The 25727-nt window shown below is 39.7% G+C and carries 18 protein-coding genes; 7 read left to right on the top strand and 11 right to left on the bottom strand.

What is annotated here, in order from left to right; translation table 11 throughout:
• Positions 1-48 precede the first annotated feature (48 nt).
• Complete coding sequence (pbpC, locus tag H8S90_RS23395) at positions 49-2427, top strand: penicillin-binding protein 1C (protein WP_255501714.1); 2379 nt, start codon at positions 49-51, stop codon at positions 2425-2427.
• 39 nt (positions 2428-2466) lie between these two features.
• Here pbpC and H8S90_RS23390 read toward each other — a convergent pair whose 3' ends face one another.
• From H8S90_RS23390 to H8S90_RS23360, 7 genes are all read right to left on the bottom strand, one after another.
• Positions 2467-3087, bottom strand: coding sequence for a response regulator transcription factor (locus H8S90_RS23390; RefSeq protein WP_187340192.1), 621 nt, complete (start codon positions 3085-3087; stop codon positions 2467-2469).
• Positions 3088-3097: 10 nt separating this feature from the next.
• On the bottom strand, positions 3098-5086 hold the full coding sequence (locus tag H8S90_RS23385; RefSeq protein ID WP_187340191.1) for an ATP-binding protein: 1989 nt from the start codon (positions 5084-5086) through the stop codon (positions 3098-3100).
• A gap of 263 nt (positions 5087-5349) precedes the next feature.
• Positions 5350-5649 (bottom strand): hypothetical protein, encoded by a 300-nt coding sequence (locus H8S90_RS23380; protein WP_187340190.1) that lies wholly within the window; start codon positions 5647-5649, stop codon positions 5350-5352.
• A gap of 88 nt (positions 5650-5737) precedes the next feature.
• On the bottom strand, positions 5738-6790 hold the full coding sequence (locus H8S90_RS23375) for a ferredoxin--NADP reductase (RefSeq protein ID WP_187340189.1): 1053 nt from the start codon (positions 6788-6790) through the stop codon (positions 5738-5740).
• Between the two features lie 64 nt (positions 6791-6854).
• Positions 6855-7847, bottom strand: coding sequence for a glutathione synthase (locus H8S90_RS23370; protein ID WP_187340188.1), 993 nt, complete (start codon positions 7845-7847; stop codon positions 6855-6857).
• Positions 7848-7925: 78 nt separating this feature from the next.
• Entirely contained in the window at positions 7926-9767 is a 1842-nt protein-coding gene (locus H8S90_RS23365) for a flavohemoglobin expression-modulating QEGLA motif protein (protein WP_255501713.1), read from the bottom strand.
• Positions 9768-9822: 55 nt separating this feature from the next.
• Positions 9823-10608 carry an N-formylglutamate amidohydrolase gene (locus H8S90_RS23360; protein WP_187340187.1) on the bottom strand — a complete coding sequence of 262 codons (786 nt, stop codon included), beginning with the start codon at positions 10606-10608 and terminating at the stop codon, positions 9823-9825.
• Between the two features lie 138 nt (positions 10609-10746).
• Between H8S90_RS23360 and nagA the strand changes: the two genes are divergently transcribed.
• The 6 genes from nagA to H8S90_RS26040 all read left to right on the top strand — a co-directional run bounded on the left by nagA (position 10747) and on the right by H8S90_RS26040 (position 18914).
• Entirely contained in the window at positions 10747-11859 is a 1113-nt protein-coding gene (gene nagA / locus H8S90_RS23355) for an N-acetylglucosamine-6-phosphate deacetylase (RefSeq protein ID WP_187340186.1), read from the top strand.
• A 173-nt stretch (positions 11860-12032) separates the two neighbouring features.
• On the top strand, positions 12033-14411 hold the full coding sequence (locus tag H8S90_RS23350) for a TonB-dependent receptor (RefSeq protein WP_187340185.1): 2379 nt from the start codon (positions 12033-12035) through the stop codon (positions 14409-14411).
• Positions 14412-14513: 102 nt separating this feature from the next.
• A complete protein-coding gene (locus H8S90_RS23345) occupies positions 14514-15776 on the top strand; it encodes a DUF4374 domain-containing protein (RefSeq protein WP_187340184.1) in 1263 nt (420 codons plus the stop codon).
• A gap of 136 nt (positions 15777-15912) precedes the next feature.
• Positions 15913-17220, top strand: a complete 1308-nt coding sequence (locus tag H8S90_RS23340; RefSeq protein ID WP_255501712.1) for a PepSY domain-containing protein — start codon at positions 15913-15915, stop codon at positions 17218-17220.
• A gap of 249 nt (positions 17221-17469) precedes the next feature.
• Positions 17470-18471 carry an acyl-ACP desaturase gene (locus H8S90_RS23335; RefSeq protein WP_255501711.1) on the top strand — a complete coding sequence of 334 codons (1002 nt, stop codon included), beginning with the start codon at positions 17470-17472 and terminating at the stop codon, positions 18469-18471.
• A gap of 155 nt (positions 18472-18626) precedes the next feature.
• Positions 18627-18914, top strand: a complete 288-nt coding sequence (locus H8S90_RS26040; RefSeq protein ID WP_222852173.1) for a hypothetical protein — start codon at positions 18627-18629, stop codon at positions 18912-18914.
• A gap of 33 nt (positions 18915-18947) precedes the next feature.
• Here H8S90_RS26040 and H8S90_RS23325 read toward each other — a convergent pair whose 3' ends face one another.
• The 4 genes from H8S90_RS23325 to H8S90_RS23310 all read right to left on the bottom strand — a co-directional run bounded on the left by H8S90_RS23325 (position 18948) and on the right by H8S90_RS23310 (position 25695).
• Positions 18948-19742 (bottom strand): hypothetical protein, encoded by a 795-nt coding sequence (locus tag H8S90_RS23325; RefSeq protein ID WP_187340182.1) that lies wholly within the window; start codon positions 19740-19742, stop codon positions 18948-18950.
• Positions 19743-19756: 14 nt separating this feature from the next.
• On the bottom strand, positions 19757-21046 hold the full coding sequence (locus H8S90_RS23320) for a PepSY domain-containing protein (protein ID WP_187340181.1): 1290 nt from the start codon (positions 21044-21046) through the stop codon (positions 19757-19759).
• A gap of 73 nt (positions 21047-21119) precedes the next feature.
• Positions 21120-22640: a SusD/RagB family nutrient-binding outer membrane lipoprotein gene (locus H8S90_RS23315; protein ID WP_187340180.1), complete on the bottom strand. Its 1521-nt coding sequence runs from the start codon at positions 22638-22640 to the stop codon at positions 21120-21122.
• Between the two features lie 19 nt (positions 22641-22659).
• Positions 22660-25695 (bottom strand): SusC/RagA family TonB-linked outer membrane protein, encoded by a 3036-nt coding sequence (locus H8S90_RS23310; RefSeq protein ID WP_187340179.1) that lies wholly within the window; start codon positions 25693-25695, stop codon positions 22660-22662.
• Between the last annotated feature and the right edge of the window lie 32 nt (positions 25696-25727).

Genomic DNA, 25727 nt, shown 5'->3' with positions numbered 1-25727 from the left:
TTAGTATTAGTCTGAATGAAATGAAAGTAGAAGAATATTGTGATTTTCGTGGAACAAATAATAACTAAACTTCGTTTGTTGAGACAATGGGTGCTCCGAAACAAAGTGAAGAGTACGATCATCTTATTGACATGGGTTGTTTACTACTTCAGTTTACCAAGAACCTTATTTAACAGTCCTTATGTAACCGTTTTGGAAAGTGAGGAAGGGGAGCTGCTGGGCGCCAAAATTGCAAATGATGGGCAATGGCGGTTTCCAGCGCAAGACACCGTGCCAGAGAAATTTAAATCATGTATTCGTTTCTATGAAGACCAGTATTTTTACAGGCACCCCGGTTTTAACCCGGTAGCCATGTTTAAAGCCTTTTCGCAGAATTATCGGGCTAAAAGAATAACCCGGGGTGGCAGTACGATTACACAACAGGTTGTCCGCCTATCGAGAAGGCAACCCGCACGTACCTATCTCGAAAAAATAGTTGAGCTTATTTTAGCTACGCGGCTGGAGTGGCGACATAGTAAGGATGAGATTTTGGGATTGTATGCCGCTCACGCGCCCTTTGGCGGAAATGTTGTTGGCTTGGAAATGGCTGCCTGGCGTTACTTTGGTGTTAAGCCCAACCAGCTATCTTGGGCGGAGTGTGCGACTCTCGCAGTTCTACCCAATGCACCCAGTTTGATCTATCCCGGGAAAAATCAGCATGTACTCCTGAAAAAGCGCAACCGCTTGTTGCGTAAATTGTACGACGAACAGGTTATGGATTCGCTTACTTACGCCCTATCATTGCAGGAACATTTACCCCAAAAACCCTATGAACTTCCTCAAATGGCACCTCACCTACTAGAGTGGCTAGCCAAAACCAATCGGGAAGAAAGGCTGCATTCAACCATCCGGTTCAGTCTGCAACAGCGTGTAAATCAGTTGGCAGAACAATACTACCTGTCTTATAAGCAAAATGAGGTCTACAACTTAGCTATTCTAGTGGTAGACGTTAAAACAAGAAATGTACTGACTTATGTTGGCAACGCGCCCACAGATAAGATGCATCAGAAAGATGTAGATGTCGTACGGTCACCTCGAAGTACAGGTAGTATTTTGAAGCCATTGCTTTATGCAGGAATGTTAAATGACGGCAAGATCCTCCCAAATACGCTGGTGCCGGATGTGCCCACGCAGATATCGGGATACAGTCCCGAGAATTTTGACAGGACCTATGATGGAGCTGTACCGGCACATGCCGCGCTCTCCCGATCGTTAAACATCCCATCTGTGCTGATGCTTCAACAATATGGTATAAATAAGTTTTACGAGGAATTGCAGCAGTATGAATTAAAGAACATCAATAAACACCCCAATCATTATGGCTTATCGCTTATTTTGGGAGGGGCCGAGTCGAATTTATGGGATTTGTGTAAAACATATACTAATTTATCATCTACTCTCAATTATTATAACACTGCCAATGCTTATAGAAAAAATGAATTCACTGATCTGAATGTGTTTGCTGAAAAGAAAATGATGTTCGGTGAACAACAGACAACCGAACACATCATTTCTGCAGGTGCCGTTTGGTTAACCTACCATGCAATGGAAGAGGTAAATCGTCCTGCAGGAGATGAAGCATGGCGGTTTTATGATTCGGCTTTAAAAATTTCATGGAAAACCGGAACCAGTTTTGGCAATCGAGATGCTTGGGCTATCGGTACAACAGCTGATTACGTAGTAGGGGTTTGGGTGGGAAATGCAACGGGTGAGGGGAGACCTTCACTTACTGGAGTAGGGAGCGCGGCTCCACTTTTATTTGATGTTTTTCGTTTACTGCCCCGATCAAATGGTTTCGTGTTGCCGTCAAATGACCTGATTACGGAAGACGTTTGCCTGTTGAGTGGCTACCTTGCGCAAGAGAACTGTGAGTCAACAAGGGCATTTATCCCACGAAACGGTGTTCGCTCAAAAAATTGCCCCTACCATCAATTAGTCCATCTTAATAATACCGAGGAATTTCGCGTAAATAGTAGTTGTGAAACAATGGATCAAATCGTATCCAAAAAATGGTTTGTATTGCCTCCCGTTATGGAGTGGTATTATAAAAGTAAACATGCAGACTATAAGGTGCTGCCGCCACTGCGGGAAGATTGTTCGAATACACAGCGCATAAATATGGACTTCATTTACCCTAAAGATTATGCCAGCAAAATTTACTTGGCAAGAGATTTTTCCGGAGAGGTTCAACCTGTTGTATTAAAGGTTGCACACACCTCACCCCAAGCAAAGTTGTTTTGGTATGCCAATGATCATTTTTTGGGTACAACGCAAACGTTTCATGAGATGCCCCTGAATATCGAGTCGGATACTTACTTCATTACTGTCACAGATGAACAGGGAAATGAGATCAACAGAAAAATGGAGATAATTAAAGATGATAATTGACCTTATTTGGCATTCTTCGAGTTGATAAAAGAAACGTCTTTATAGTAATCGATAATCAGTAGCTAACTTAATAACAGAAATAATATTGTTCACTTCAAATTTCTCCATAAGTTTTTTTCGGTGGCTCTCCACGGTATGCGGACTTATAAATAGCTGGTCAGCCACCTGTTGAGTCGTTAATCCTTTTCCGATGAGGTGAAGTACTTCTTTTTCCCGCCTAGTGATTAACGGTATAGTAATATGAGCTTCTTCGGCATTTTCCATGGCAATTTTTGTTGCTGTACATAAATATTGCTGGTTACTTGCAACTACCCGAATGGCTTCTAATATTTCGTTTCCAGGTGCGTTTTTTATAACGTAGCCAACGGCCCCTTGTTGTAACATGCTCCTAATGACCGCATGCTCATTATGTAAGCTTAAGGCAATTATTTTTATTTGAGGAAATTGTTTGCTAATCTCAGCACATAAACTGATACCATTGACGTCTGGGAGATTAATATCTAACAGTACGACTTCTGCGTGAAGATGTGGCAATGCTTCTAATGCCTCATAACCTTTTTTGTATGACCCAATCAGTGCTATTTCAGGAGAACTTGAAAATAGGTTTTTTAAACCGTCTATAACGATGGGATGATCATCAATGATTACTGTTTTTATCATAATATGAGCGTTATAAAATTGTACATTCAACGGTAAAAGTAGAGCCATTTCCGGGTTCCGTATATATATCGAGCTCACCGTTGATATATTCTATTCTTGACAAGATGTTGGTTAAACCAGCTCCTTTCCGATTTTTTAATAATAATTCTCTGTTAAAACCAATCCCGTTATCTTCAACTGTTAACGTGGTTTTATTATCACTTTTTAGCAGTTGTACAAAGATGGTAGTTGCGTTAGCATGTTTAAAAGCATTGGTCACTAACTCTTGCATAATACGATATAAGATGAGCTCCTTCTCGGGCGATAATTCATTTTGATAATGAAAAATCTGACAGGTTAATTGCACGCGTTTATTGCTGTTACGCATCCGCATGCAATAGGATGTAATCGTTTCTCCCAAACCGTATTTTATCAATGTTTCTGGCATTAAATTATGTGAGATAAGGCGTAGTTCATCTACTGCATAATCCATTTTTCTTAAAATACTGATGTTTTCCGACTTAGACTCATCCTTAGTTCCTGTAAGTTCGAGCTTGAGTACTGAAAGTAAACCCCCGAGACCGTCATGCAAATCTTTGGCAATTCTGGTTCGTTCCGATTCCTGACCGTTTAGCATGGCCGAAAGCAAAGAAATTTTGTTCTGTTGGTTTACTTTTTCCATTTCTAGTTGATGTAATTGCTTATGCTGTATGAGTTGTTTTCTATTATTTCGGTTAAATTGAAAATATAGAATAACTAATGTGAGTAAGAGTAACGAAATGGCCGTTAGTAAACCGGTGTATAATCTGTTTTTTTGTAAAGCAAAAGATTTTATATCATTCTCATGCTGGAGCTGTAATATTTTCTTTTCGTTACTCGCGGTTTCGAACTTTTTTTCTATTTCCAGGAGATTGTTTTTCTTCTCCTCCTGTTCAATACTGTCAACTACATCAGCATAGGTTCGCATGGCTACATACGCCTGCTTATAATAGCCTAATTTTTCGTTGATTTCTGCAATGTCAAGCAAAGCACCTGATTTATTAAATTTGGCCTGACCTGTTTTTTTAAATTCATAATCTGACTGTGCGTATTTTAGCGCTTGTTTGTAATTACCTTTGGCTTTACTTACTTTAACGAGCGTGCCTAATATATTGCCTTGGGCCAGCAAATCTTTCTCTCTTTTAGCAATCTGTAAACCTTTGTTGAGTAGTGTGTAGGCATATCCGTACCGCTTTTTACTGTACTCATATAAACCATAATAATTATAGTACCAGCCCCAGATTTCCGGCCGATCTTTGGCTTGAGAAAGGTGTTTTTTTGCTTCTTCAAGATAAGGCAACATCTTGTCTGTCTTTTCCGTGCGGTGCAGACAAGCTGCTATGTTAATGTATGAGTAAGCAAAACGGGCAAATTGCCGGTGTTCTAATAACTTTACCTCTACGCTTTTTTCGAAGTATTTGATGGCGTTCTCATACTGATTAATATTCATAAACCACACACCAATATTATTGTAAATATTACCTAAAGTAACTTGATCGTCTACTTCTTCGGCTATAGGGATAAGTGTATAGGCCTGGTCAAGGGCAATATTGGGATCTGTTTTTGACTGTAAGACCAGATGATTGAGTTTTGTAAGTAATAGGAGTCGTTGAAATTCTTGCTGTTCAGGATACTTTTCCAACATTTTTTCTGCCTTTACATAGTAGGCAATTGCTGAATCTGTCTGATAATAAACATGATTAAAGCGGGCCAAAGCGGAATAAGCGTTCGCAATATAGTAGTCATTTTTCGCAACGATAGCGAGCGATAGTGCTTCTCTTAGATATTTTAAACCTCCGATACTATCTGATATACTGATTTGATTGCCAATACTAACCAGTAAACGCGAACGTAGGGTGTCGGTACGGGCGTTTTTGAGTTCGATCCGTAAGCTGTCCATCAACTCGCTTGGTTGATGCGGTTGACAATAGCTAGTCATAAAAACAAGCATCAGCGCCCAACAGGTGGAAATTTTAAACATTCAGTACCAAATTTTTACGCAATTTAGTAAGATTTGAAATTAGAACTGCTACGATTAATAAAACCCCTGATTTCAGGGACAATGTGCGCAGCATGGCAAAATACCTGAAAACAACTATTTTTTATACTAACTTTTAGCACTAATTTTGTCCCCGATAATAAAGAATTAGGTTAGACACACATGAAAAACCGGGCAGGTATTTATTAAGAAAATACTTGCCTTCTTTATACTTAGACCTTTGGAGAAACGTATCGGGCAGCTATTTATTCGTTTGGTTGAAAGATGTTAAATAAATCTTTTGAAGTGTTAGATATGTCATACCGTAGTACCTTATTAAAGTCAACATATCGTGCCAATAAATTCGCAAATTTATCATTGGCACTTGTAATTTTGTCTTTTTTTTGTTTTATATTATTTGCATTGGATGATATAGGCAATCTCTTATATGAATTATTAGGTGTTATTGGTGTTTTGTGTACTGTTGTTGCCTTTGTAACGGCTTTCTTTTCTATCCTCATTAGAAGCAATACCCGTGGATGGATTTCCTTAACATTATCTATCATGCTTATTATCATATTGATCGTACTGATAGTACAGTTAAGGAATATATGTGTCATCTGTTAAACTAGTTCGCCTGGGAGAGCATTTTCCTTAAAATAGTAGCTCTACTAGACCATCTGTAGGATAGCCTGTACAGGTCAGTACGTAGCCATCGCGGATTGATTTTTCGCCAAGTACTTCGTTATGTCGCATCCAAACCTCACCTTTTGAGCAAATTGCTGCGCATGTGCCGCACTGGCCATTTTCACAACTATAGGGAATCGGTATATGCGCTTTCTTGGCCGCCTCTAGAATAGATGTTGGGTACTGTACATTTATAGTGAATCGATTGCCATCGATGTGTACAATGACGTCATGAGCACTTTTATCTGGAGGTTCGGGTAACTTATACAACGGTTTTTCAATAACAAATATCTCGCGTTTTATGTTATTATCTGCTATTCCATCTGCCCTTAGTTTTATGCTCAGCATGCGCATATAGGCGTTAGGACCGCATAAATAAAATAACGTGCCCGGTAATTCATAAAGTGCATATTTCTCAACAAGTCGGTCAATCACATCTTGCGTTAACCTACTTTCTAATATAGAGGAAGATTCGCTGAACAAAAATTCTAAATTGAAGCGCTCTTTGAAAATTTCTTTCAATTGAAGCAGATCATCCATAAATATAGTAGTAGATGGGTTTTTATTACTGTAAATTAAAGTAACTGAGGTGTTATGATGACCATATAATAATGTTTTAATGATAGAAAAGATCGGTGTTATACCGCTACCGGCAGCAAAACAGCAGAAATGCGATGGTATGGAGACGGTAGGGATAGTGAAAAGGCCGCTGGCACCTATGCTGGTTAAAACGTCACCAACTTGAGCATGGTCGACTAGCTTTCGCGAAAATTCACCATTGGGGATTTTCTTTAAGGTGATCGTAAGTGGGTCATAGGCAGGAGAGGAGCTGATAGAATAACTTCTTCTAACTTCCTTATGTATAGCATCGTTAAACAATAGGGTGAGAAATTGCCCTGATTGATATTCAAGTGGTTGTTTTTCCAGATTTTTTAAAACAAAAGACCTTGTTGCTACTGCCTCATCAACAATGGCTTCAATGCGTAGTCTGAAGAGATCGGAACGGCTATTCACATGCATATAGACCCCGAAAATAATAGATTTATTAATTTTAAGCAAGTTAACAGATTGCTATTTATACTGTTTACCTATTTATGCGCTTTTGCATAGCTTCAATTACGGGTGTATAAAAATCTACATCGTATAGTTCACAAGCATGGGCAAGTCCGCCTGGACTGAAAACGTTCACTTCCATCAGTTTATCTCCAACAATGTCGAGACCGGTAAGAAACATGCCGTCTTCTTTGAGCTTAGGTCCTACCAATTCAATGATCTCTCTGATTCGTTTGGTGATTCTTGCTTTTCCTACTTGGCCACCTTGGTGAATATTACTTCTGATATCTCCCGCTTTTTGATGACGATGTATGGCGGCCATCCGACCTTTAACTATAATGGGATCGCCATCCAATAAAAACAAACGAATATCTCCATTTTTGGCCGCAGGAAGGTATTCCTGAGCAACTACAAATCCGTCTCTACATATAGCGTCAACAATCTGATTCATATTTTTGGCTTCCTGTTTGTTAATAAGAAATACATTTCGTCCTCCCGATCCCTGTAAGGGTTTTAAAATGATCTTGTTATTGTTGGCATTATAGAAAGCTTCTATGTCGGAAATATTCCTTGTTATAATAGTTTTAGGCCTTACCTGCTTAGGAAAGTATTGAAAGTACATTTTGTTCGAAGCTTGCGATAGGCATGTAGGATCATTAATCACCGTTAGACCTTGACTTTGGGCAAGCTGCCCAAAAACTATTCCTGCGTTTTGGGCCCAAGGTCTTTTATCTATATCAGCTGATGGATCGTTTCGTAGTACCAGTATGTCAAGGTCAGTAGTACTGATCTTTAGCTTATCGGTTTCTTTAACTGCCTGTAAAAAGGTGTCTACTGATCTGAATTGTTTGTCGGGTATTTTTCTTGCAAAACCGCCCATCTGCTCATTTTTTAGGTAAGCTAGATCGCCAACCCCCATATAGTATACCTCATGCCCCATTTTATGTGCCTGTAAGGCTAAGCCGGTAGTGGTATAATCTGAGGTTTCCTTCCGCACTTGGTTCACAACAAAAGCTATTTTCATAGAGTGGTATGTTACAATAAATTAAATACTAAAATCCTATAGACATCAAATCTCACAGTTAACAGTTGAACTTGCCGATTAGTTTAAGATGCTGAAGATATTTCCTCCTTTTTTTATTTTATTGATTTTTCTTATGTAAGGTGGACTGAGATACCTTGGCTTGATCGGTATTTTTGATAGCAAACCTCTAAAAGTTAGCTCGTTGATAACAGGAATATAATCTTGTCTGATTTTGCCTATTAACAGGGGAGCAAGATCTTTACCTTGTTTTATATATTCGAGTAAATGGAGTAAACCCTTTAAGTATACTGCATCTTTTGTTAGTCCGCCACCCCGATAAACACGCATGGTAATATGGAAGGCAATTTCCGGCTTGAACTCGTACTTATCGGTAAGCATAAAAAAGGTATCAACAAATGAATTGCCAGCAGTCATATGATACACGGCAACAACCCTAGCTGCTAAAATGCGCATGCGATCGTTCGTTAATCCACCACTTAGGTATTCTGAAAAAACTGCTAGACCTTCTTGTAACTGCTCATAACCCGGTACACCAATGTAGAATAACTTTAAGGGTTGGGCTTTTCCATTATAGTAAGTTACTACATGGGTTCCAATTTCATGTTGAATGAGTGCCGTGGCCCGCTGTCGGGAAATTTTATAATTTTTATTTACATTTAAAGTTCCTCTCGAAACCATTACTCCTTCCACGTCATCGCGTACCCGAACAGCTGTCAATATATTTTTATCCTGCTGCTTTAGCCAAATAAGTTCTTCCTCTGCCATTTGAGCAAATTCCTGGGCATTGAGTAATTCTTCTTTCTCATCCTCCAAAGCAGGCTCTGCAGCTACTAAAATAGCTCTGGCTACTTCTAGAAGATGCTCGTCAATATTACCAAAGAGCTGCAGACTGCTATGCATAAAATCTGGTTTCTCCCGTTCAAGCATCATATTGAGCATACGGTCGATCTCCTTTCTCTTATCCCTAAAAAGAAAGGCAATTGTAGGGTCAGAAATATCCTCAATGGGCAGGTTATATATTTTGCGTTTTATCAGCTCCGGTTCGATGGGCATGGGCCGATAGTGAAATACCGGCGTTTCCATGAAGTTGCTTTTGGAAAAACTTTTCCAGGCTTCAGCAACGTTAATGGGAGTAACTAATAAGAGAAAGTCAAATAAATTAGTGTACTCCGCGAGGTCTCTGTCGATGTCCCATACTTTACTGTCTAACACAGTGGTGCCCAACATTTCAAAATGAGTGGCGTTGTATGAAGTGTTGGTCCGTACAAATTCGAAAAGACTTTTTCGGAGCGCTTTGCCAAAAGATGCTCGTAGCTCCCTTAGAAATAAAGGATAGGGTTTCCCGGTTTTCTCATCATTGTATACAGGAGCGATCTCAATTCCTACTAATGCAATTTCTGATTGATTTGCTTCTTTTTTGTCGATCAGCGGAGGATAATAAGGGGGGGCAACAGCTGTTTTTTGTTTATCTAGAGCGGCGTTGACCGCGATATTACCTAAGCGTAAATTATTAAGCTCATCCGTTAGCTTGTTTGCCATGCTTAACGCACTTTTTTGATTAATATGAATATTGAAAGCGTGTGTGTTAATCTCTTTGGAAAGCCAAACTTCTACCAAAATGAAACCACCAAAAAGATCGGCCAAAGTTTCCGAAACTACTTTAATAACCGAACCTACTTCGCATTTCTCATTATCTAGAGCCATTAAATAAGCCGATTCCGTTCTTCCTAGGCTATAGGTGAAATTGTCTTTGCCGTTGGGAGGCACCCGATAGACGATAAGGAATGGCACAGGTCTATCTATTTTTAATATTCCCTTACAGGGCAACGACATACGAATAGGGTCTCCTTTTTTTAACTTATCGGAAATTTGATTAATTAACTTTTCTTTTTGGCTCATTATAACGTATAGATTTTTTTAACCTGTTTTTTTATCGACTTTAAATTATGATGCGCTATGAAGCTGATATTGCTTTTTTTAATTCTTTTTTCAATAAAGGTAAGCTGCTTTGAATAGCCTCCTGTATATCATTAATGTGATCGATATCTACCCGGCCCGTCCACTCATCCATAAAAGTTTTTTTGAATTCAATCGAAAGTACGCATCCGTATGCACCGTAGTGCTCGGCTACCCAATTAGCAAAAGCACCTCCTTTAAATTTGATATTTTCCCGAACATCAGGCTCGTGATCTTTTATCGTTGTTTGCGAAAGAAAATCAATAAAGGCCTGTATTAATGGATGCCATTTGGATGAATTGTATTGTGTACCTACATTTATCTCAGGGTTTTCTATAGCAGGAGCTTCGGTGTGTGGCGTTGCACGTTTATGGTTGTAGCTGTGCATATCCAATATCACAAAGCCCCCATGGTTAGCGATAACTTCTTCTATTAATTGTTTCATCTGCTTATAAAATAGATCATAGTACGCTAACAATCGCTTTTCGTGTTTTAATGGTATGGGTGTTTTCCAAACAGCTAAACCCCAGGCATCTTCCGGTGTTTTGTAGATACTTTTTTCGCGCGGCCTGTTCAGATCAATAATAAACCTTGAATTACCAATGACAACGGTATTAACTGGAAGGTGCGCCACGTACGCCGTATAAGGGTCTTCTTCCCGCATACGCTCATGTTCTTTCAGCTTGATATTATCCAGTAGCTGCTGTGGAATATAATGGCCATCATGAATAGCTGCTGCAATGATCGGGCTGTTATGTTTAGTCAGCGAAATGCGTGATTCCATACGGTTTAATTAGTACTTGTTAAAACTGATTGATATTATGTTCCAGTTATGATAACAGGAAGCGACGACCGATTGTTTTTTTACCAAGGGGAGGTGATGTTGATTAATTTTTATCTTTACCAAATAAAAAATTTCACAATGGATTATAGAATTTTTGCTCAAAGCGTTTTTTCTGGAGAACTTGTCTTAGAGAATCAACTCATTACCTGTGCTAATGGAATTGTGCAGCGGATAGAGCCAGGAGAGGCAGGATCGGCAAATGTGGCTGTTGAAAATATTGCACCTGGATTTTTCGATATTCAGGTAAATGGGGGCGCTTCTTTTCACTTTACGGCCAAACCTGACGAGGAAAGTATAGCTGATATAGATAAAGCATGTTTACATGATGGTACAGCATACGTACTTCCTACGTTGATTACTTCATCTTTTGAAAATATTTTTAGGGGAATAGATGCCGTAAGAAATTACAAGAAGAAAAACAAGTATACAGGTGTTTTAGGAATGCATTTGGAAGGTCCTTTTATTAATCCCGAAAAACGCGGAGCACATCTTAAAAAATATATACAGCAGCCTAATAGAAAACAGGTGGAAGAGTTATTAAAATATAGTGATGGTATAATTGTTCAGATAACTGTGGCTCCAGAGATGCTCGACCGAGAAACGCTTGAGCTCCTCCTTCATTCGGGGGTTTCCGTGTCTTTAGGGCATTCTAACGCTTCGTATGCAGAAGCTGCCTCGGCTTTCAATCTGGGAATCAACCAGGTTACTCATCTGTTCAATGCAATGTCTCCGTTTTTGCATCGCGCGCCTGGTGTTGTAGGAGCTGTTTTTGACAATGCGGAAGTTTTCGCCCCTATTGTACTAGACGGCAAACATATAGACTATGCAACGGCAAGAATAGCTCATAAAATCAAAAAGGATAAATTGTTCCTTATTTCAGATGCACTTTTCTTGGGAAGAGAAAAACAATCGTTTCAGTGGGAAGAGTTCGATGCCCAGTTGCTGAATGACGAATATTTAAACAGCGATGGTAATTTAGCAGGCGCTAGTATTTCTTTGGCTGAGGCGGTTAGAAATGCTATAGAACAATTGGATATTTCTGTACAGGAGGCTGTAGAGATGGCAACTGTACGGCCTGCTGAGGTGATGGGTATGGCCAATAAAATTGGAAAAATTAAAGCGGGATATCCTGCAAGATTTACAGTGTTTGACAAAAGGAATAGGAACTTCCGTGTCTTGACAGCGCAATAACTCTCTAAAAAAGAGGCAGTTTAAAAAAATATAACAGAAATGAAAATTATTTGTAATTATTCTAAATAAGTACCTATCTTTGGCAAAGAAAAAGGGTCGTACAGTTCGCACCTGTACGACCCAGTCCTAACTTTTTGTCAGGTACTTTTAAAATTTAGTCAACATTAAAAGCAATGCAAATTAATAAAATTTTGCTAATTGGATACCTTTGTATCCCATTTTTTTCAACCTACGCCCAAGAATCGAAAACATCGTCAATTACAGGGACAGTAAAAAACATCCAGGGGCAGGCCATCGAAGGCGCGTCTCTATACCTACCAATAGCGGGAACGCAGAGTGATCACCAAGGAGTCTATAAAATCAACCAGTTAAAAAGCGGGAATTATAAAATTACAGTATCTGCTTTGGGCTTTGAAAAGCAGGAACGAGCTATCGAAGTAAAGGAAGGGACAGAAAGCGTTGTGGATTTTATTCTGATAGAAAATGTGCGGCAAATGGAAGAGGTTTCCGTCATCGGCCGAACAGAAAATCAGGAGGTTAATCGGCAAGCTTATAATGTGACATCCGTAGATGCAGCAAAACTTCATAATACTACGCTTGATCTTTCGCATGCGTTGGATCGTGTATCAGGCGTTCGAGTGCGTGAAACTGGTGGCGTAGGTTCGAACTTTAATTTTTCGCTCAATGGATTTACCGGTAACCAGGTAAAGTTTTTTATTGATGGCATACCGATGGATAATTTTGGATCCTCGTTTCAGATTAATAATATACCCATCAATTTAGCAGAAAGAGTAGAGGTCTATAAAGGAGTTGTGCCCATTTGGTTAGGAGCGGATGCGTTGGGCGGTGCAGTAAACATTGTGACAGGTAATAGTAAGCGAAACTACCTAGACGCCTCTTATTCCTACGGTTCTTTTAATACGCACCGGTCGGCAGTTAATGCCGTATATACTTCCCAAAAAGGATTAACATTTCAGCTCAGTGCATATCAAAATTATTCGGATAATAATTATTGGGTTAATGTAGATGTTGCGGATGTAAATACTGGAGCCTATTTTCCCAATCAACGAGTACGACGATTTCATGATACTTATCGAAATGAAATGATTATGGCAAATGTTGGGCTTGTAGATAAGAAGTATGCAGATCAATTGCTTCTAGGAATTAGCCTCGGACAAAACTATAATGAAATCCAAACTGGGGCCCGTATGGTTTCCGTATTCGGCGATTGGCATAGAAGAGGCAATATGGTGATGCCTACCCTTAAGTATCAAAAGAAAGATCTTTTTCTTAAAGGATTGGACGTTACATTGAACGGTAATTTTAACTTGGGTTCTGAACAAAATATAGACACTGCATTTAGAAGATATAATTGGTTTGGTGAGTATAAGCAATACGATGGATCGGGTAGTGAACGTAACCGAACAATGAATAAATTCAGCAATAACAATGGCATTGGAACAGCTACCATAAGCTATGTGATTAATGAAAATCACTCTTTTGTTATCAATAATACGTTTACCACGTTTAATCGCAAGCAATCAGATGAGTTGTATCCCGATGAAGAACGTTATCGGTTACCCCAAAGGAATATTAAGAATACTACCGGTTTAGGGCACAAATTCGATTACAAGGAAAGATGGTCAACCAGTATTTTTGGTAAACACTATTTGCAGAAAACAACCTATGCATCTGCTTATAATCCGTCAGGTAATTGGGGAGATGTAGCTTACCTCGAGCAAAGAAACGCCTATACTAGATTTGGTTACGGTTTGGCTACTACCTACTTTTTACTGCCCACCTTACAGTTGAAAGCTTCTTACGAAAAGAGTAACCGTTTGCCTGAAAATGAAGAGCTGTTTGGAGACATGATTAACCAAGAAAGCAATTTTGATTTAAGACCTGAGCGTAGTGATAATGTTAATTTCGGTATAAGTTATCAAACACATATTGATAAAACCCACCAATTCTCTTTAAGTAGCAATTTAATTTACCGGAACGCAAAAGACTTTATACGCGCCAGACTGAACAATAACCAAACGATGCTGGTGATGGAAAATATTGGCGGTGTGAGAAATACGGGGGTTGACGGTGAAGTCCGGTACTCCTATAAAAGATTGTTTACAGCTGGCGTAAACATGACTTATCAGCATGTTATCAATATGACCGAGTATGTACCCGAATCAAACAGTGTGAGTTTGCTTTATAGGGATAGGATGCCCAACCTGCCGTTCCTGTTTGGGAATGCTGACGCAACAGTCTTTATCAGAAATTTTGCCAGGCAGGGTAATACTTTAAGTATTGGCTATAACCTCTTATATGTACATGCTTATTATTTATACTGGCCGAGTCAGGGGTCCCGTGAGGGAAAATATGATATTCCGAAACAGTTGGCACACGATGCCAATATGGTATATGCATTAGCCAACGGTAAATATAATATAGCACTCGAATGTAAGAATATATTAGATGCCGAGTTGTTCGATAATTTTAGTTTACAGAAGCCCAGCAGAGGGTTTTATTTTAAGCTACGCTATTTCGTTGGAAGGTAAAACACCTGATTATTTGATTAAAATAAAAAAACAGACAAAGCTTCGGCTGCCGAGTATTAATTTTTTGGCATCTGCGCTCCTTATTACATTAAAAAATAAAATATGAAAAAGCAAATTTTACCAGTAACCTGGGCTTTAGGCCTTGCAGTAGTACTAAGTGCCTGTAGCAAGAGCGACAGTAGAACTGACGACGATGGATCTAATCCAGATCAAGGAAGACCAAAGTATGTGATTGCTGCAAATCCGATCGGTGCCGCTCAGGGAACAGCAGATTATTTATTCGCCGTCGATCAGCTAAATTCCGGATCAATTTCTACCCAAGGTGATGGGATAGAACAAGATGGTAGTTATAGATACTACGTGAGTACCCAAAATAAGTTTTTTAGTTTATTGTATGGCCAAGGTAATCCCGGGGCAGTTACCACATACGCATTGAATGCGGAAGGTAGGCTAACAAAATCATCGAATTTTCAAACAGAAACCGTTCAGGTGTTTGCGCCGGTGAATACTGATCTGTTGTTGATAAAAGTGCCTCGAAGTGGTGACCCAAATGCGTTGATGTACCGCATAGATGCGCAACAGTCTCTCATTAGTGGAGAACAGAATTTTGATATCGAAAAGCTGGCAGGTAACGGTGAACGTGCGCATTTCACTTGGGCTACGCAAGTGGGTGATAAAGTGTTTGCACCTTATATGAGTATTAAGGGGTGTTGTAACGATACTTTTGGTACCGCATATCCTGATAGTTCATGGGTGGCCGTATTCAGTTATCCTGAATTAAACTTAGAAGGCGTGATAAGAGATAACCGCACAAGTTATATTGGTGCATATTTCACTAACGGACTTTTCGCCGATGAAAATGGTGATGCCTACGCTTTTTCGCCTGCTTCGGCTACAACTGGCGGAGAAAATACTTCTACAAATCCATCGGCCTTCGTTCGTATAAAGCATGGAGCAAATGAGTTTGATCAATCTTATTTCTTTAATGTGCAGGAGGTTTCAGGTGGGTATCACATAAATTCAGCAATTTACTTTGGCGGTGGTAAATTTCTGTTGCAAATGTACGGACAACCAAATGCTTTTACAGGTAGCGCTAAATTTGCAATTGCAGATGTATACAGTCAAGATTTTAGATGGGTGACGGGATTGCCAGATCCGGAAGCGAGTGGCGACAATGTAATTACGAGTACTACTACTAACCGGTATTCTTTTGTATCAGATGATGGAACAAAAACTTATGTTGGTATCACCACACAGGATGGTAATAGTCACGTTTATGAATTTGACGTAAATAGCGCAACGGCTACACAAGGATTGAAGGTGGAAGGCGGAATAATTACTGCTGTACAAAAGTTGTCGTATTGATTTACTTTAGGAGGTTGGTGGTCATATTTTGTAGCCCCACCTCCCTTTTACAGAACCGTTAACTTTCACATTCCACATGTCATCAACTAATCCAGTTGATTTTTTGAATTAAAAAATGGCTAACCCAAAAGTTATAATGAAAAAAGCACATTCCCGATCGTACTTCTACCGCATTTCTGCTTGGTTGCACCTGTGGCTTGGGTTAATCACAGGCATTGTTATGGTGATTGTCTGTGTAACAGCTTGTATCTGGGTTTTCCAAGATGAAATCACGGCCTACGGACTTGAACCGGAAACAAGAATCAGTTACCGGGAAAAACCCGTGCTTACACCTTCTGAGCTCGTACAGATTGCCGGTAAAAAGTTTCCGGATAAAAAGGTTTCTTATGCAAGTTATCAACAAGGACGTGCTATATACCTTGGTTTGGGCAATGGTAGAAGAGGAAATACTGTTCTCAGGATTCATCCTTATTCTGGTGATGTCATTGGTATAAAAGAGCATCAGGAAGGCGAGGTAGATTTCTTTCGGTTTATTTTAAATGGCCACCGCTTTTTATGGTTGCCCTGGGAGATAGGTAGACCAATAGTGAATTATAGTACTTTGATCTTTGTGATAACACTGATTACAGGTATGGTGCTCTGGTGGCCAAAGAAATGGACGAAAAGCACTCGCGAAAAAAGTTTTTTTATCAAATGGAAGGGAACATTTAAACGAGTAAATTACGACCTGCATAATGTGCTTGGTTTTTATTCTCTGTTGATTGTTTTTGCCATCGCTTGTACAGGTATGGTATATGGTATACAATGGTTTAGTAAAGGGTTATACTGGACTACTTCGGGGGGCAAGTCGATACCAGATTTTGCACGCCATGAGTCAGACTCCCTACAAATGGGGAAACATTATACACCTCAGCAAGCAATGGACGTGGCATGGCACAAAGTGCTATCAAAACACACTGATGCAGAAGGGTTTTATTATAGCTTTCCCGATACTTCAAGACCTAAAACACTCATTAATATAACGTTGTATCCAAGTGCAGGCAAATACTACAACCATATTGGTTATTCCTTTGATCAACACACGTTGAAGGAAATGCCGAAACACGAGGTATATGGTGCTGACTTTGATTCGGCTTCTTTTGGTGTAAAATTACGTAAAATGAATTATGATATCCATGTGGGTTCTATTTTGGGGTTGCCAGGAAAAATTATCGCTTTCTTTGCTTCGTTAATTGGTGCCAGCCTACCTATCACCGGATTTATTATATGGTGGGGTAAGAGAAAGAAGGGTAAGAAAAAGAGCGCATTGCCAAAGAATAAGAAGCAAAAAGCCTTATCGAGTATGGAGCTGCGAGATTTGTTGAATCAGGAGCGAAACTTGAAAAAACCTGTTCCACATTCGTATAAGCCAACCGCTGTTCTACCAATAAATAAACTCGAATAAGCTGCTCACGGCTTTTGAGAGAAATGTAGGCCTGTAATAATGAAGTTATCAAAAAGTTTTATTGGCTTTGCGTATTTTATGTTGGAAAAATATGATTTTCATTACTTTTGAATTTTTAAAGAATGATATATTGTTGTATAAAGTATTGAAAAATAACGTGTTATAGTTTGTTTCTGATCTAATATATCAGGGGATTATAGGTTAATCAATCGTTATTTTACATCCATATGCGTATATTTGTCTGAATATATGGAAAATACCATGCAACCAATATCTGAAGGGTCGAGAAAAGAAGTGATGAGCTATCTTGAGCCGTTTATGCTCAATGAAATGAGCGAATATTTAAAACCCGTTGAAGAAATGTGGCAGCCTGCAGATTTCTTGCCTGATGCCTCTCGTGATACGTTTTTTCAAGAAGTAAAGGATTTACAAGATAGCGCTAAAGAACTGCCATACGATTTGGTGGCCGTTTTAATTGGAGACACCGTAACAGAAGAAGCCCTACCCACTTATGAATCATGGTTAACTATGGTGGAAGATGTAGAAAAGCATGAGCAAGGGGGTTGGATGAAATGGGTAAGGGCTTGGACTGCTGAAGAAAATCGTCATGGTGATCTACTTAATAAGTATATTTATTTATCAGGTAGGGTAGATATGAAGCAGTTTGAGATCTCTGTACAATATCTGTTACAAGATGGTTTTGAAATTGGAACAGGAAGAGATCCATACCGCAATTTTATTTATACATCTTTTCAGGAGCTGGCTACAAATGTATCGCACAGGAGAGTTGCAGGATTAGCGAAGCAAGCTGGAGATAAGTTGCTGGCAAAAATGTGTGGGGTGATTGCTTCAGATGAGGCGCGCCATGCAAAAGCATATATGTCTTTTATTTCGAAAGCGGCCGAGGTTGATGCGAGTGAAATATTGGTGGCTTTTGAGGATATGATGAAGAAAAAAATTGTGATGCCCGCACACTTCCTTCGTGAGGCAGGAGAACCTCAGGGAGAATTATTTTCTCATTTTTCTGATGCAGCTCAACGTTTAGGCGTTTATACCGCAATAGATTATGTAGATATTCTGAAAGATCTACTGGCCGAATGGAAGATAGATACCCTGTCTAACCTGAATGAAACCGGGGAAAAAGCACGCGACTATTTGATGCGCTTACCTGATCGGTTACTCCGCATCGCCGAACGCATGAAAAATCCAGCAAAGCACTATAATTTCAAATGGATCCATGGCGATCGATAGGTAATAGATAAAAAAATAATAATAGCCGTTGAAGGGTTAACTCTTCAGCGGCTTTTGTATTAAAAGTAATTGAGTCAATCGATTGCGTTGGCAGTGAACTTTGTTTACGTATATTAAATATTTAGTTTAGCTGCATAAACCAAATAACAGCTAACATGCAAATCAAAAAATTACTTGCTTTATGCTATCTGATGCTTGTATGCTTTTCGCTAAGAGCAGAAGTAAAAAAAGTTAAACACGTGGTACTCATAGGCTGCGATGGTTTCGGTGCTTATGCTTTGCCAGAAGCTGATATGCCCAATCTGAAGAAACTGATGACAACAGGTGCTTGGTCTTTGGAGGCGCGAGCAGTGTTACGATATAGGGCTGGAAATTCCGCAGCCTTGGCGAGGAAAAGCGGTGGAAGAAGCTTTCGATCAGCAACCTTAATCCAAAACAGGTAGGAATGAGTTTTACTGTTATCTTCACACCGAGTTTTAATAGTCTAATGGGCTCGGATAAAGGAATTGATAATTCAAAATGCGAATTAATTTTTCTGAAGAGATAACTTTTTGTTTTTCAGTAGCGGCAAGGAAAGACGAGGGCAATGGAAAATGATATTTATGTGCCATTCTCAAGATGATATCCTTTTTTATGGGATGATGTGGAGAGACAACATTTAATATTTCATTTGTTATGCCTGATCGGTAAATAGATAAAATGACGTTGATGATATCATCGGCATGTATATAGTTAGCATATTGATAACCTACAGAACAGGTTTTTTCGCTAAAGTGTTTTCCCGGCACCCTATCATAACCAAAAATTCCTCCAAGTCTCAAAATAGTTAAACGCATCAAAGAGGATGATAAGATTTTTTCTGCTCCGTATAACTTTTTATCCAACATTTCATCCGGTATATTATCTTCAGCGATTGTTGTTTCAGCCTGCGGATAAATTCCAGTTGAGCTTAAATAGATTGCGTGATGATACTTGATTTTCTGTAAAAAATTGGCCAGTCGTTTAAATTTTTCCATGCAGGCGGTATGTTCTTCTTTTTTTTTAGCGGGCACACTTATAAGTACCAAATCAAAAGAATTAGTTGCTAACTCTTTGCCGGGGAAAATTGGCTCGTTGAAATTTATTACAGCCGAATGGATGCCAATTTTATTGAGCTGAATAGCTTTATCAGACGACGTAGTTGACGCGAATATTTTATGTGGACTCTCCGCCAAGAGTTTTTCTGCAAAGATATTTCCAATCCACCCACAGCCAAGTATGAGTACGTGCATAGTTTTAATTTATATTAACCATTTGTTGAGGCTACAACAGGCCGTTGTTTTGTCGCTATATCTCTTTTCTTTTGTACCCACTTGGAGGATGGTTTCTTTTTCATTTTATTAATCCATATGAGCGTTCCGGTAACGGGTAAAGTGGTAGCTATCAAGCAAGCGATGAAATAAAGTAATTTCGTGAAAGACCCGTATACATTTCCCACATGTATGGCTTTTATAGAACTAGAAATGCGTTCATTTAACGGTTTATCAGTAAAGACGCTCACTTCTTCCAGGGCTGCGGTTTGTGTATTCAGTTTTAGTTGATCTCCTGCGGCAGGAGCAAAAAAACCTACTTTCGTTTTATTCAAACTCACGTGTTCCTTTATGGTCTTAGGTAGCGTGATTCGATAATCGCCTTTATACGTCAATGTTTGATCTGCTGAAGCTAAATACCGTTCTATTGGGAGTAACGTTACCTCTTCTTTCTCGGATTCCGCTTTATTGGCACCACCTTTCCCTGTCGGTGCGCCATCAGGTCTACCTCGCGTTGCATTTGCCTCGTAGGTTCCTAACACTTTACGCAGCCCATCGCGATACCATTCAAAAGACCATTGTGGCCCAGTAATACCCATTAGCAATAATAGAATAAAAGAGTAAAAACCTAGGGTATTGTGAAGATCGTGATTCGTCCGTTTCCAACTTCCGCCCCATTTTATTTTAAGTCCCTGTTTCCAGTTTCTTAATTTTTTGGGAAACCATAGGACAATTCCCGTGAGCGCCCCGAGGGTAAACAGTATAGTCGCTGTACCGGTAATGTAACTGCCTAGTTTTCGGTTTTCAAGTCCCTCAAAAATTGGTTCTTCTATTCTATCTAAAAATAACCAACGATGTAAGCTGAACATATCCCGCATAAAATCAGCCATTTTAGATTTTTCTAAGGAAGTTCCGACAATTTCACCATTATAAGGGTTTATAAAATAGCTTGTTCCAAACCTGCTTTTATCGTCTGCTGCTCGAACACTGATTTGGTAAGTGCGCGCCGCATCATCAGGAATATTAACACTGGTTACGTTTCCGCCCGAAGCAGCTTTGACAATAGCAATCAGTTCAGCAGCAGGCATTCTTTCTGTAGAAGAGTCCTGCTGCTGTACACGATATAAATGAGGAGAACTAAGCTCTTGCAATTCAGTATTGTAGACATAGATCGTACCACTCAGGCAAACAGCAATGAGTATCAGTCCACTGGCTAATCCCATCCATAGATGGATATCGTTCAATAATTTTCTGATTTTTTCCCATTTAATTGTTTGCCTTGCCATAGCTTGTTGTGTTAGTTTTTTTCGTAAGTACAAAAATAATAATTAATCTAAATAAAGATCATTTACGTTTATGTTATTCTACATCCCACCAAATACGAGCGCTAGTTAAACCATCGTCTCCTTGAGCAGACACATTAGCTCCGTTTGTCATCATTTCTGTCTCCGGGTACATCAGTCTCAATGGCCTGGCGCTTGGAGAAGGAGCAGATAAGGAATTAGGAATATTGGGAAGGCCTAATCGTCTATAGTCATTCCAGGCTTGGACACCACTTATGAAGTTAAGTGCCAGCCATTTTTGCTCAATGATACGTTCAATTTTATCCGATGTGGCATCGAAGTTTACGAGATTTTGACCGATATAATCGGCAAATGTACCATCTTGTACTTCCATGTAAGCGAAGGATTCGCTAATTGCGTTTTCATATAATAACTTTGTATCACCATCAATCCAGCCACGTTGAGCTGCCTCGGCTTGTAGGAATAGACTTTCGAAAGAGCCTAAGAGCACTGTGGGTTGTGTGCTTGATTTAAACAATGCTGCTGGCTGGTTATTGTTCTGCGAAGGACCTCTGAAAGGGGACGTGTTACTTCTGTTATATTGTGCAGTCTCATTTGGATTGCCAAATAGTACACCCTGGTAATTCTCGGTGTTGTCTACAGGTACATATAGAAGTGCTAAACGAGGGTCATTTCTATCGCTGTATTGTTCAATAGCAAAAACAGTTGGTCTCAAATCAACATAGTTGTTGGTGGCGTTTCCCTGTACATTCTGATAGTAGGTTTCCCAAAAAGGATTTAACTTTCCAGCGGTATTTAGGTAACCAGGTTGTATGAGTGCATGTTCACCTACAGATAGATATCCTGCACCGTTTTGATTGATAGAAGCCAACTGTGTGTTAATGTAAGACATGTTTCCCGTTTCACTTTGCCGAATCAATGCGCGTAATTTTAGTGTATTGGCAAACTTAATCCAAGCAATTACTTCGCCGTCGAACATGATATCTCCTGAATTTGCAATGCGTGCTTCATTAACTTGCCTGAAATCAGTTACGGCTTCACTTAGATACGCTACGGACCGCTCGTATACCTCTTGTCCTGTATTATAAGATGGGCTTGGAGTATCAGTGCCCTGAAGTGCATCGTCAAAAGGGATGTTATTGTAAAAGTCTACTAAACGCATAAATACCAGTGCCTGCATTACTTTGGATATACCTATGTAAAACGGTTGATTTTCTTGTGCCGCTTGTGCCTGTAATAGGCGATACTGCTCTAGGTTGACGTATCCATTTTCCCAAAAGTGGATGCCATCCCGCTGATGGCGTATAAGTGGCCCGTTGTATTCTTTCTCTCTCCTGAAAAGACCTACACCTTCACTTGTAGTGCCGAGATAACCTGCCCAAAAACTACCTAGCTGATTAACAGTGCCAGCTTCTTCATTGGCGGTGGCTACAAGCGCTCCCGGTAAGGTAGCGGATAATGGTAAGTTTCCTTCGACCGGCGCGTTTGGATTATTGTTCACATCCAAAAATTTGTTACAAGCACTGCAAAAAACACTAACGGCGATACTTGCTATAATATATTTTATATTCTTCATTTCTCTTTAACGTGATTAACTAAAATTCTACATTGATGTTAAATCCGTAAGTTCTGTAGGGAGGTACTTGCCTGAAACTGATATAACCGTCTGTTTGGTTATAAAGCATTTCAGGGTCACCTAAGTCATTACTGGAATGTCGGATAATGAATAGGTTATTTGCTACAAAGCCAATACTAGCCGCTTTAATTGATTTTTGTCCTGTCAACCATTTTGACGGGAGGTTATAGCTTAAGTTAAGTTCTCTTAATTTGAAATAATCACCTTTGGCGACGGTATTACTTTGTACGGCACCTTGAATAGCCCAGAAAGATCTTCCTGTGCTCGATACCGGTGTGGTGTTCGGTGAATAAGTGCCATCTGCATTTTGTATTACAGAATTTGGCCATACGAAAGGTTGACGGTCGTTATAAACCGTTGCCGGATGTGTACCCGCATTGTACATTCTCGGTACAATTTCTGAATAAATCCAAGCACCCATGCGCCAGTCGAATTGTGCTCCTAAATTGAACCCTTTATAGCGGATGTTTGTATTAATACCCAACATATGTGGAGGCACCATGGTACCGATATCTACCAAGTCATTGGAAACGACAGGATCGCCATCAGCATCAACTACCACATTGCCTTCATTGTCTCGCTGATAGTCGTTTACACGTAGTGTTGGAAATGCTTGATTGACCACTGCATACGATTGTCTAAATACGTTCTGATTGTCCGTTGATCCGTAAAGTGATTTCACTTGATTATTCGTATAACTGTAGACAACCCCGATATTCAAACCAAAATCGCTTTTGCGGATAAGATCGCCACTGATACTTGCTTCCACGATGTTGTTCGTAAGGTTCCCAGCATTTACCAAGGCTGTTCGATATCCTGTGGCTGCTGATTGTACGGCATTCAGAATTTGCCCGTCAGAATCTGAGTATACATAATTTGCCTCTATATTTAAACGGTTGCTGAACATGCCTAATTGGAATCCAGCTTCTACAGACGAAACAAATTCAGGCTCAATCAATGGGTCGGGGAAAAGGGTGCTCGGCGAAAAACCAATCTGTCCGCCGAAAGGAAATCCGTTGATTTGACTATAAGGATTATTTAGCTGGTAAGGGTTGAGGGTTACGTTTCCTGTACGATTCCATGATCCAAAGAATTTTAGAAAATCTACGGTTCTACTATCCTTGATGCTTTGAATGGCGTCACTTGCAATAAAAGAAGTACTCACACCAGGGTAGAAAAATGATCGGTTTTGTTGCGCAAGGAGGGAAGTCCAGTCGTTCCTGCCAGTAAACGTAACAAAAAGATAATTTTTATATCCGGCAGTGAACTCACCATAAACTGAAGTGGAACGGACGTCGGTGATAGCTGAAGATCCATTTAATTCACCAATACGGCTTGCAGGATTAAAAAGATCAGGGAAAAGCAAATTGCCGCTTCCAATTGATGCATCTTTCCTGTGATCTGCCCTAATATTATTACCTAAGAGTAATTTAGTACTGATATCTCCGAACTGTTTTTTAAAGTTCAAGATCAAATCACTATTATATCTCCGGAAATTATCACTGCCATCCGTAACTGATCCATTCACATTTCTTCTTCCTTCAGCCTCGAAGCGGCCTACAGTATTTCTGCTTTCGGCAGTGGTTGCGTACATACCGAAACGGTACATGGCGCTAAACCAATCGGTGAACTCATAATCGAACTGCATTTTTCCGTTGAAGGTTTGCTGTTTGGTGTTATTTCGATAATTACCAATCTGAAAGTATGGGTTTTGCTGTAGGTCTGTGAAGAAGTGCATAGGGTCTGCAACAGTTCCCCTATCTTGCCAATTTTCCATTTGTTGATAGGGGAAATTAGCAGGTAGCTGATAGGCCGTAATCCATGGGCCATCTGGAGTGGTATTGTTGTTATTATAGATATAGTTTAAGGTATAGGAAGTGTTTAGTTTGCCAAATTTTCTCGAACCGTTAAAACGAGCACCCGTTCTACTACCTTCATCTTCAGGAATCACACCTTTTATGCGCACGTCCTGAAGTGAAACAAAATAGGTCGAGTTTTCATTTCCTCCGGTAAAAGAAAGGTCATTTTGAACATTCAATCCAGTGTTGAACAAGTCGAGTCTACCGTCTCGGCCAGGAGCACTATATACGAGGTCAGGTTGCGTGCCATCTGGCAGTTGCGGTCCGAAAGGTCTGGTTGATCCATCAAAGGCCGGGCCCCACGATTCAAATTGAGTAGCACTGTATTCACCCCCTGTTCCTTGTCCGAAACTTGTCTGTGCAGGAGGCAATAACATCACATTGGAGAACAAAGTGGAATTGGAAAAACGAATATTGCCACCACCTGTTTTGCCTTTTTTTGTTTCGATCATGATGGCTCCATTTACCCCTTCAGAGCCATACAAAGCAGCAGCATTTGCACCTTTCAACACTGTAATATTGGCTATATCATTTGGATTTATGCGATTGATGTCAGGTACGGGTATACCATCTACTACATAAATGGGATCATTTGCTCCGGCATTTCTACTTAGCGATCGGCTTCCTCTCAATCGCACTTGTATTTGTGGGTCTACCTTGCTATCATAAACATTGATTCTTAGGCTTGAAACCTTACTCGCTAATCCGTTAATTGGGTTTACTGTCTTTCCTAGGTTGAGGTATTCATTGTCTACAATAGCTGTAGCACTTCCCATTTCACGTGCCGATCGCTTAAGCCCTAATGCGCCAGTTACCACCACTTCGTTGAGTTGGTTTACATCTTGCGCCATGTTGACATCAACCTGATTTCTACCGGCGTTGATGGCAACTTCCGTTGTTTTATAACCGATGAATCGAAATACCAATGTTTCTCCAACGGTAGCAGAAACACGATATTTTCCTTCTTGGTCTGTTTTTGTCAAACCATTGTTTCCTTTAACATGAATAGAAACCCCTGGAAGAGGTGCGCCGGAAACTTCGTCGGCAACTCTTCCGGTTATTTCAATGTTTTGGGCAAATAATGGAACTGTACAACAGAAGCTCAGTAATAAGAGTAATAATTTTGGTCGATACATTTTTTATTTATTGAGTGAATGTTGATTGAAAA

This window comes from Olivibacter sp. SDN3, from assembly GCF_014334135.1.
Classification (GTDB): Bacteria; Bacteroidota; Bacteroidia; order Sphingobacteriales; family Sphingobacteriaceae; genus Olivibacter.
Note: the sequence above shows the minus strand (reverse complement) of the source record. Positions and strands in the feature narration are given on the sequence as shown.

Excerpts from the sequence above, each read along its gene's own strand:
- H8S90_RS23385 (WP_187340191.1), bottom strand. The coding sequence starts at position 5,086 with ATGTTTAAAATTTCCACCTGTTGGGCGCTGATGCTTGTTTTTATGACT.
- H8S90_RS23350 (WP_187340185.1), top strand. The coding sequence starts at position 12,033 with ATGCAAATTAATAAAATTTTGCTAATTGGATACCTTTGTATCCCATTT.
- H8S90_RS23365 (WP_255501713.1), bottom strand. The coding sequence starts at position 9,767 with ATGAGCCAAAAAGAAAAGTTAATTAATCAAATTTCCGATAAGTTAAAA.
- H8S90_RS23315 (WP_187340180.1), bottom strand. The coding sequence starts at position 22,640 with ATGAAGAATATAAAATATATTATAGCAAGTATCGCCGTTAGTGTTTTT.
- H8S90_RS23390 (WP_187340192.1), bottom strand. The coding sequence starts at position 3,087 with ATGATAAAAACAGTAATCATTGATGATCATCCCATCGTTATAGACGGT.
- H8S90_RS23320 (WP_187340181.1), bottom strand. The coding sequence starts at position 21,046 with ATGGCAAGGCAAACAATTAAATGGGAAAAAATCAGAAAATTATTGAAC.
- H8S90_RS23340 (WP_255501712.1), top strand. The coding sequence starts at position 15,913 with ATGAAAAAAGCACATTCCCGATCGTACTTCTACCGCATTTCTGCTTGG.
- nagA (WP_187340186.1), top strand. The coding sequence starts at position 10,747 with ATGGATTATAGAATTTTTGCTCAAAGCGTTTTTTCTGGAGAACTTGTC.
- H8S90_RS26040 (WP_222852173.1), top strand. The coding sequence starts at position 18,627 with ATGCAAATCAAAAAATTACTTGCTTTATGCTATCTGATGCTTGTATGC.
- H8S90_RS23345 (WP_187340184.1), top strand. The coding sequence starts at position 14,514 with ATGAAAAAGCAAATTTTACCAGTAACCTGGGCTTTAGGCCTTGCAGTA.
- H8S90_RS23335 (WP_255501711.1), top strand. The coding sequence starts at position 17,470 with ATGGAAAATACCATGCAACCAATATCTGAAGGGTCGAGAAAAGAAGTG.
- H8S90_RS23325 (WP_187340182.1), bottom strand. The coding sequence starts at position 19,742 with ATGCACGTACTCATACTTGGCTGTGGGTGGATTGGAAATATCTTTGCA.
- H8S90_RS23375 (WP_187340189.1), bottom strand. The coding sequence starts at position 6,790 with ATGCATGTGAATAGCCGTTCCGATCTCTTCAGACTACGCATTGAAGCC.
- H8S90_RS23370 (WP_187340188.1), bottom strand. The coding sequence starts at position 7,847 with ATGAAAATAGCTTTTGTTGTGAACCAAGTGCGGAAGGAAACCTCAGAT.
- H8S90_RS23310 (WP_187340179.1), bottom strand. The coding sequence starts at position 25,695 with ATGTATCGACCAAAATTATTACTCTTATTACTGAGCTTCTGTTGTACA.
- H8S90_RS23380 (WP_187340190.1), bottom strand. The coding sequence starts at position 5,649 with ATGATAGATAATGTTAAGGAAATCCATCCACGGGTATTGCTTCTAATG.
- H8S90_RS23360 (WP_187340187.1), bottom strand. The coding sequence starts at position 10,608 with ATGGAATCACGCATTTCGCTGACTAAACATAACAGCCCGATCATTGCA.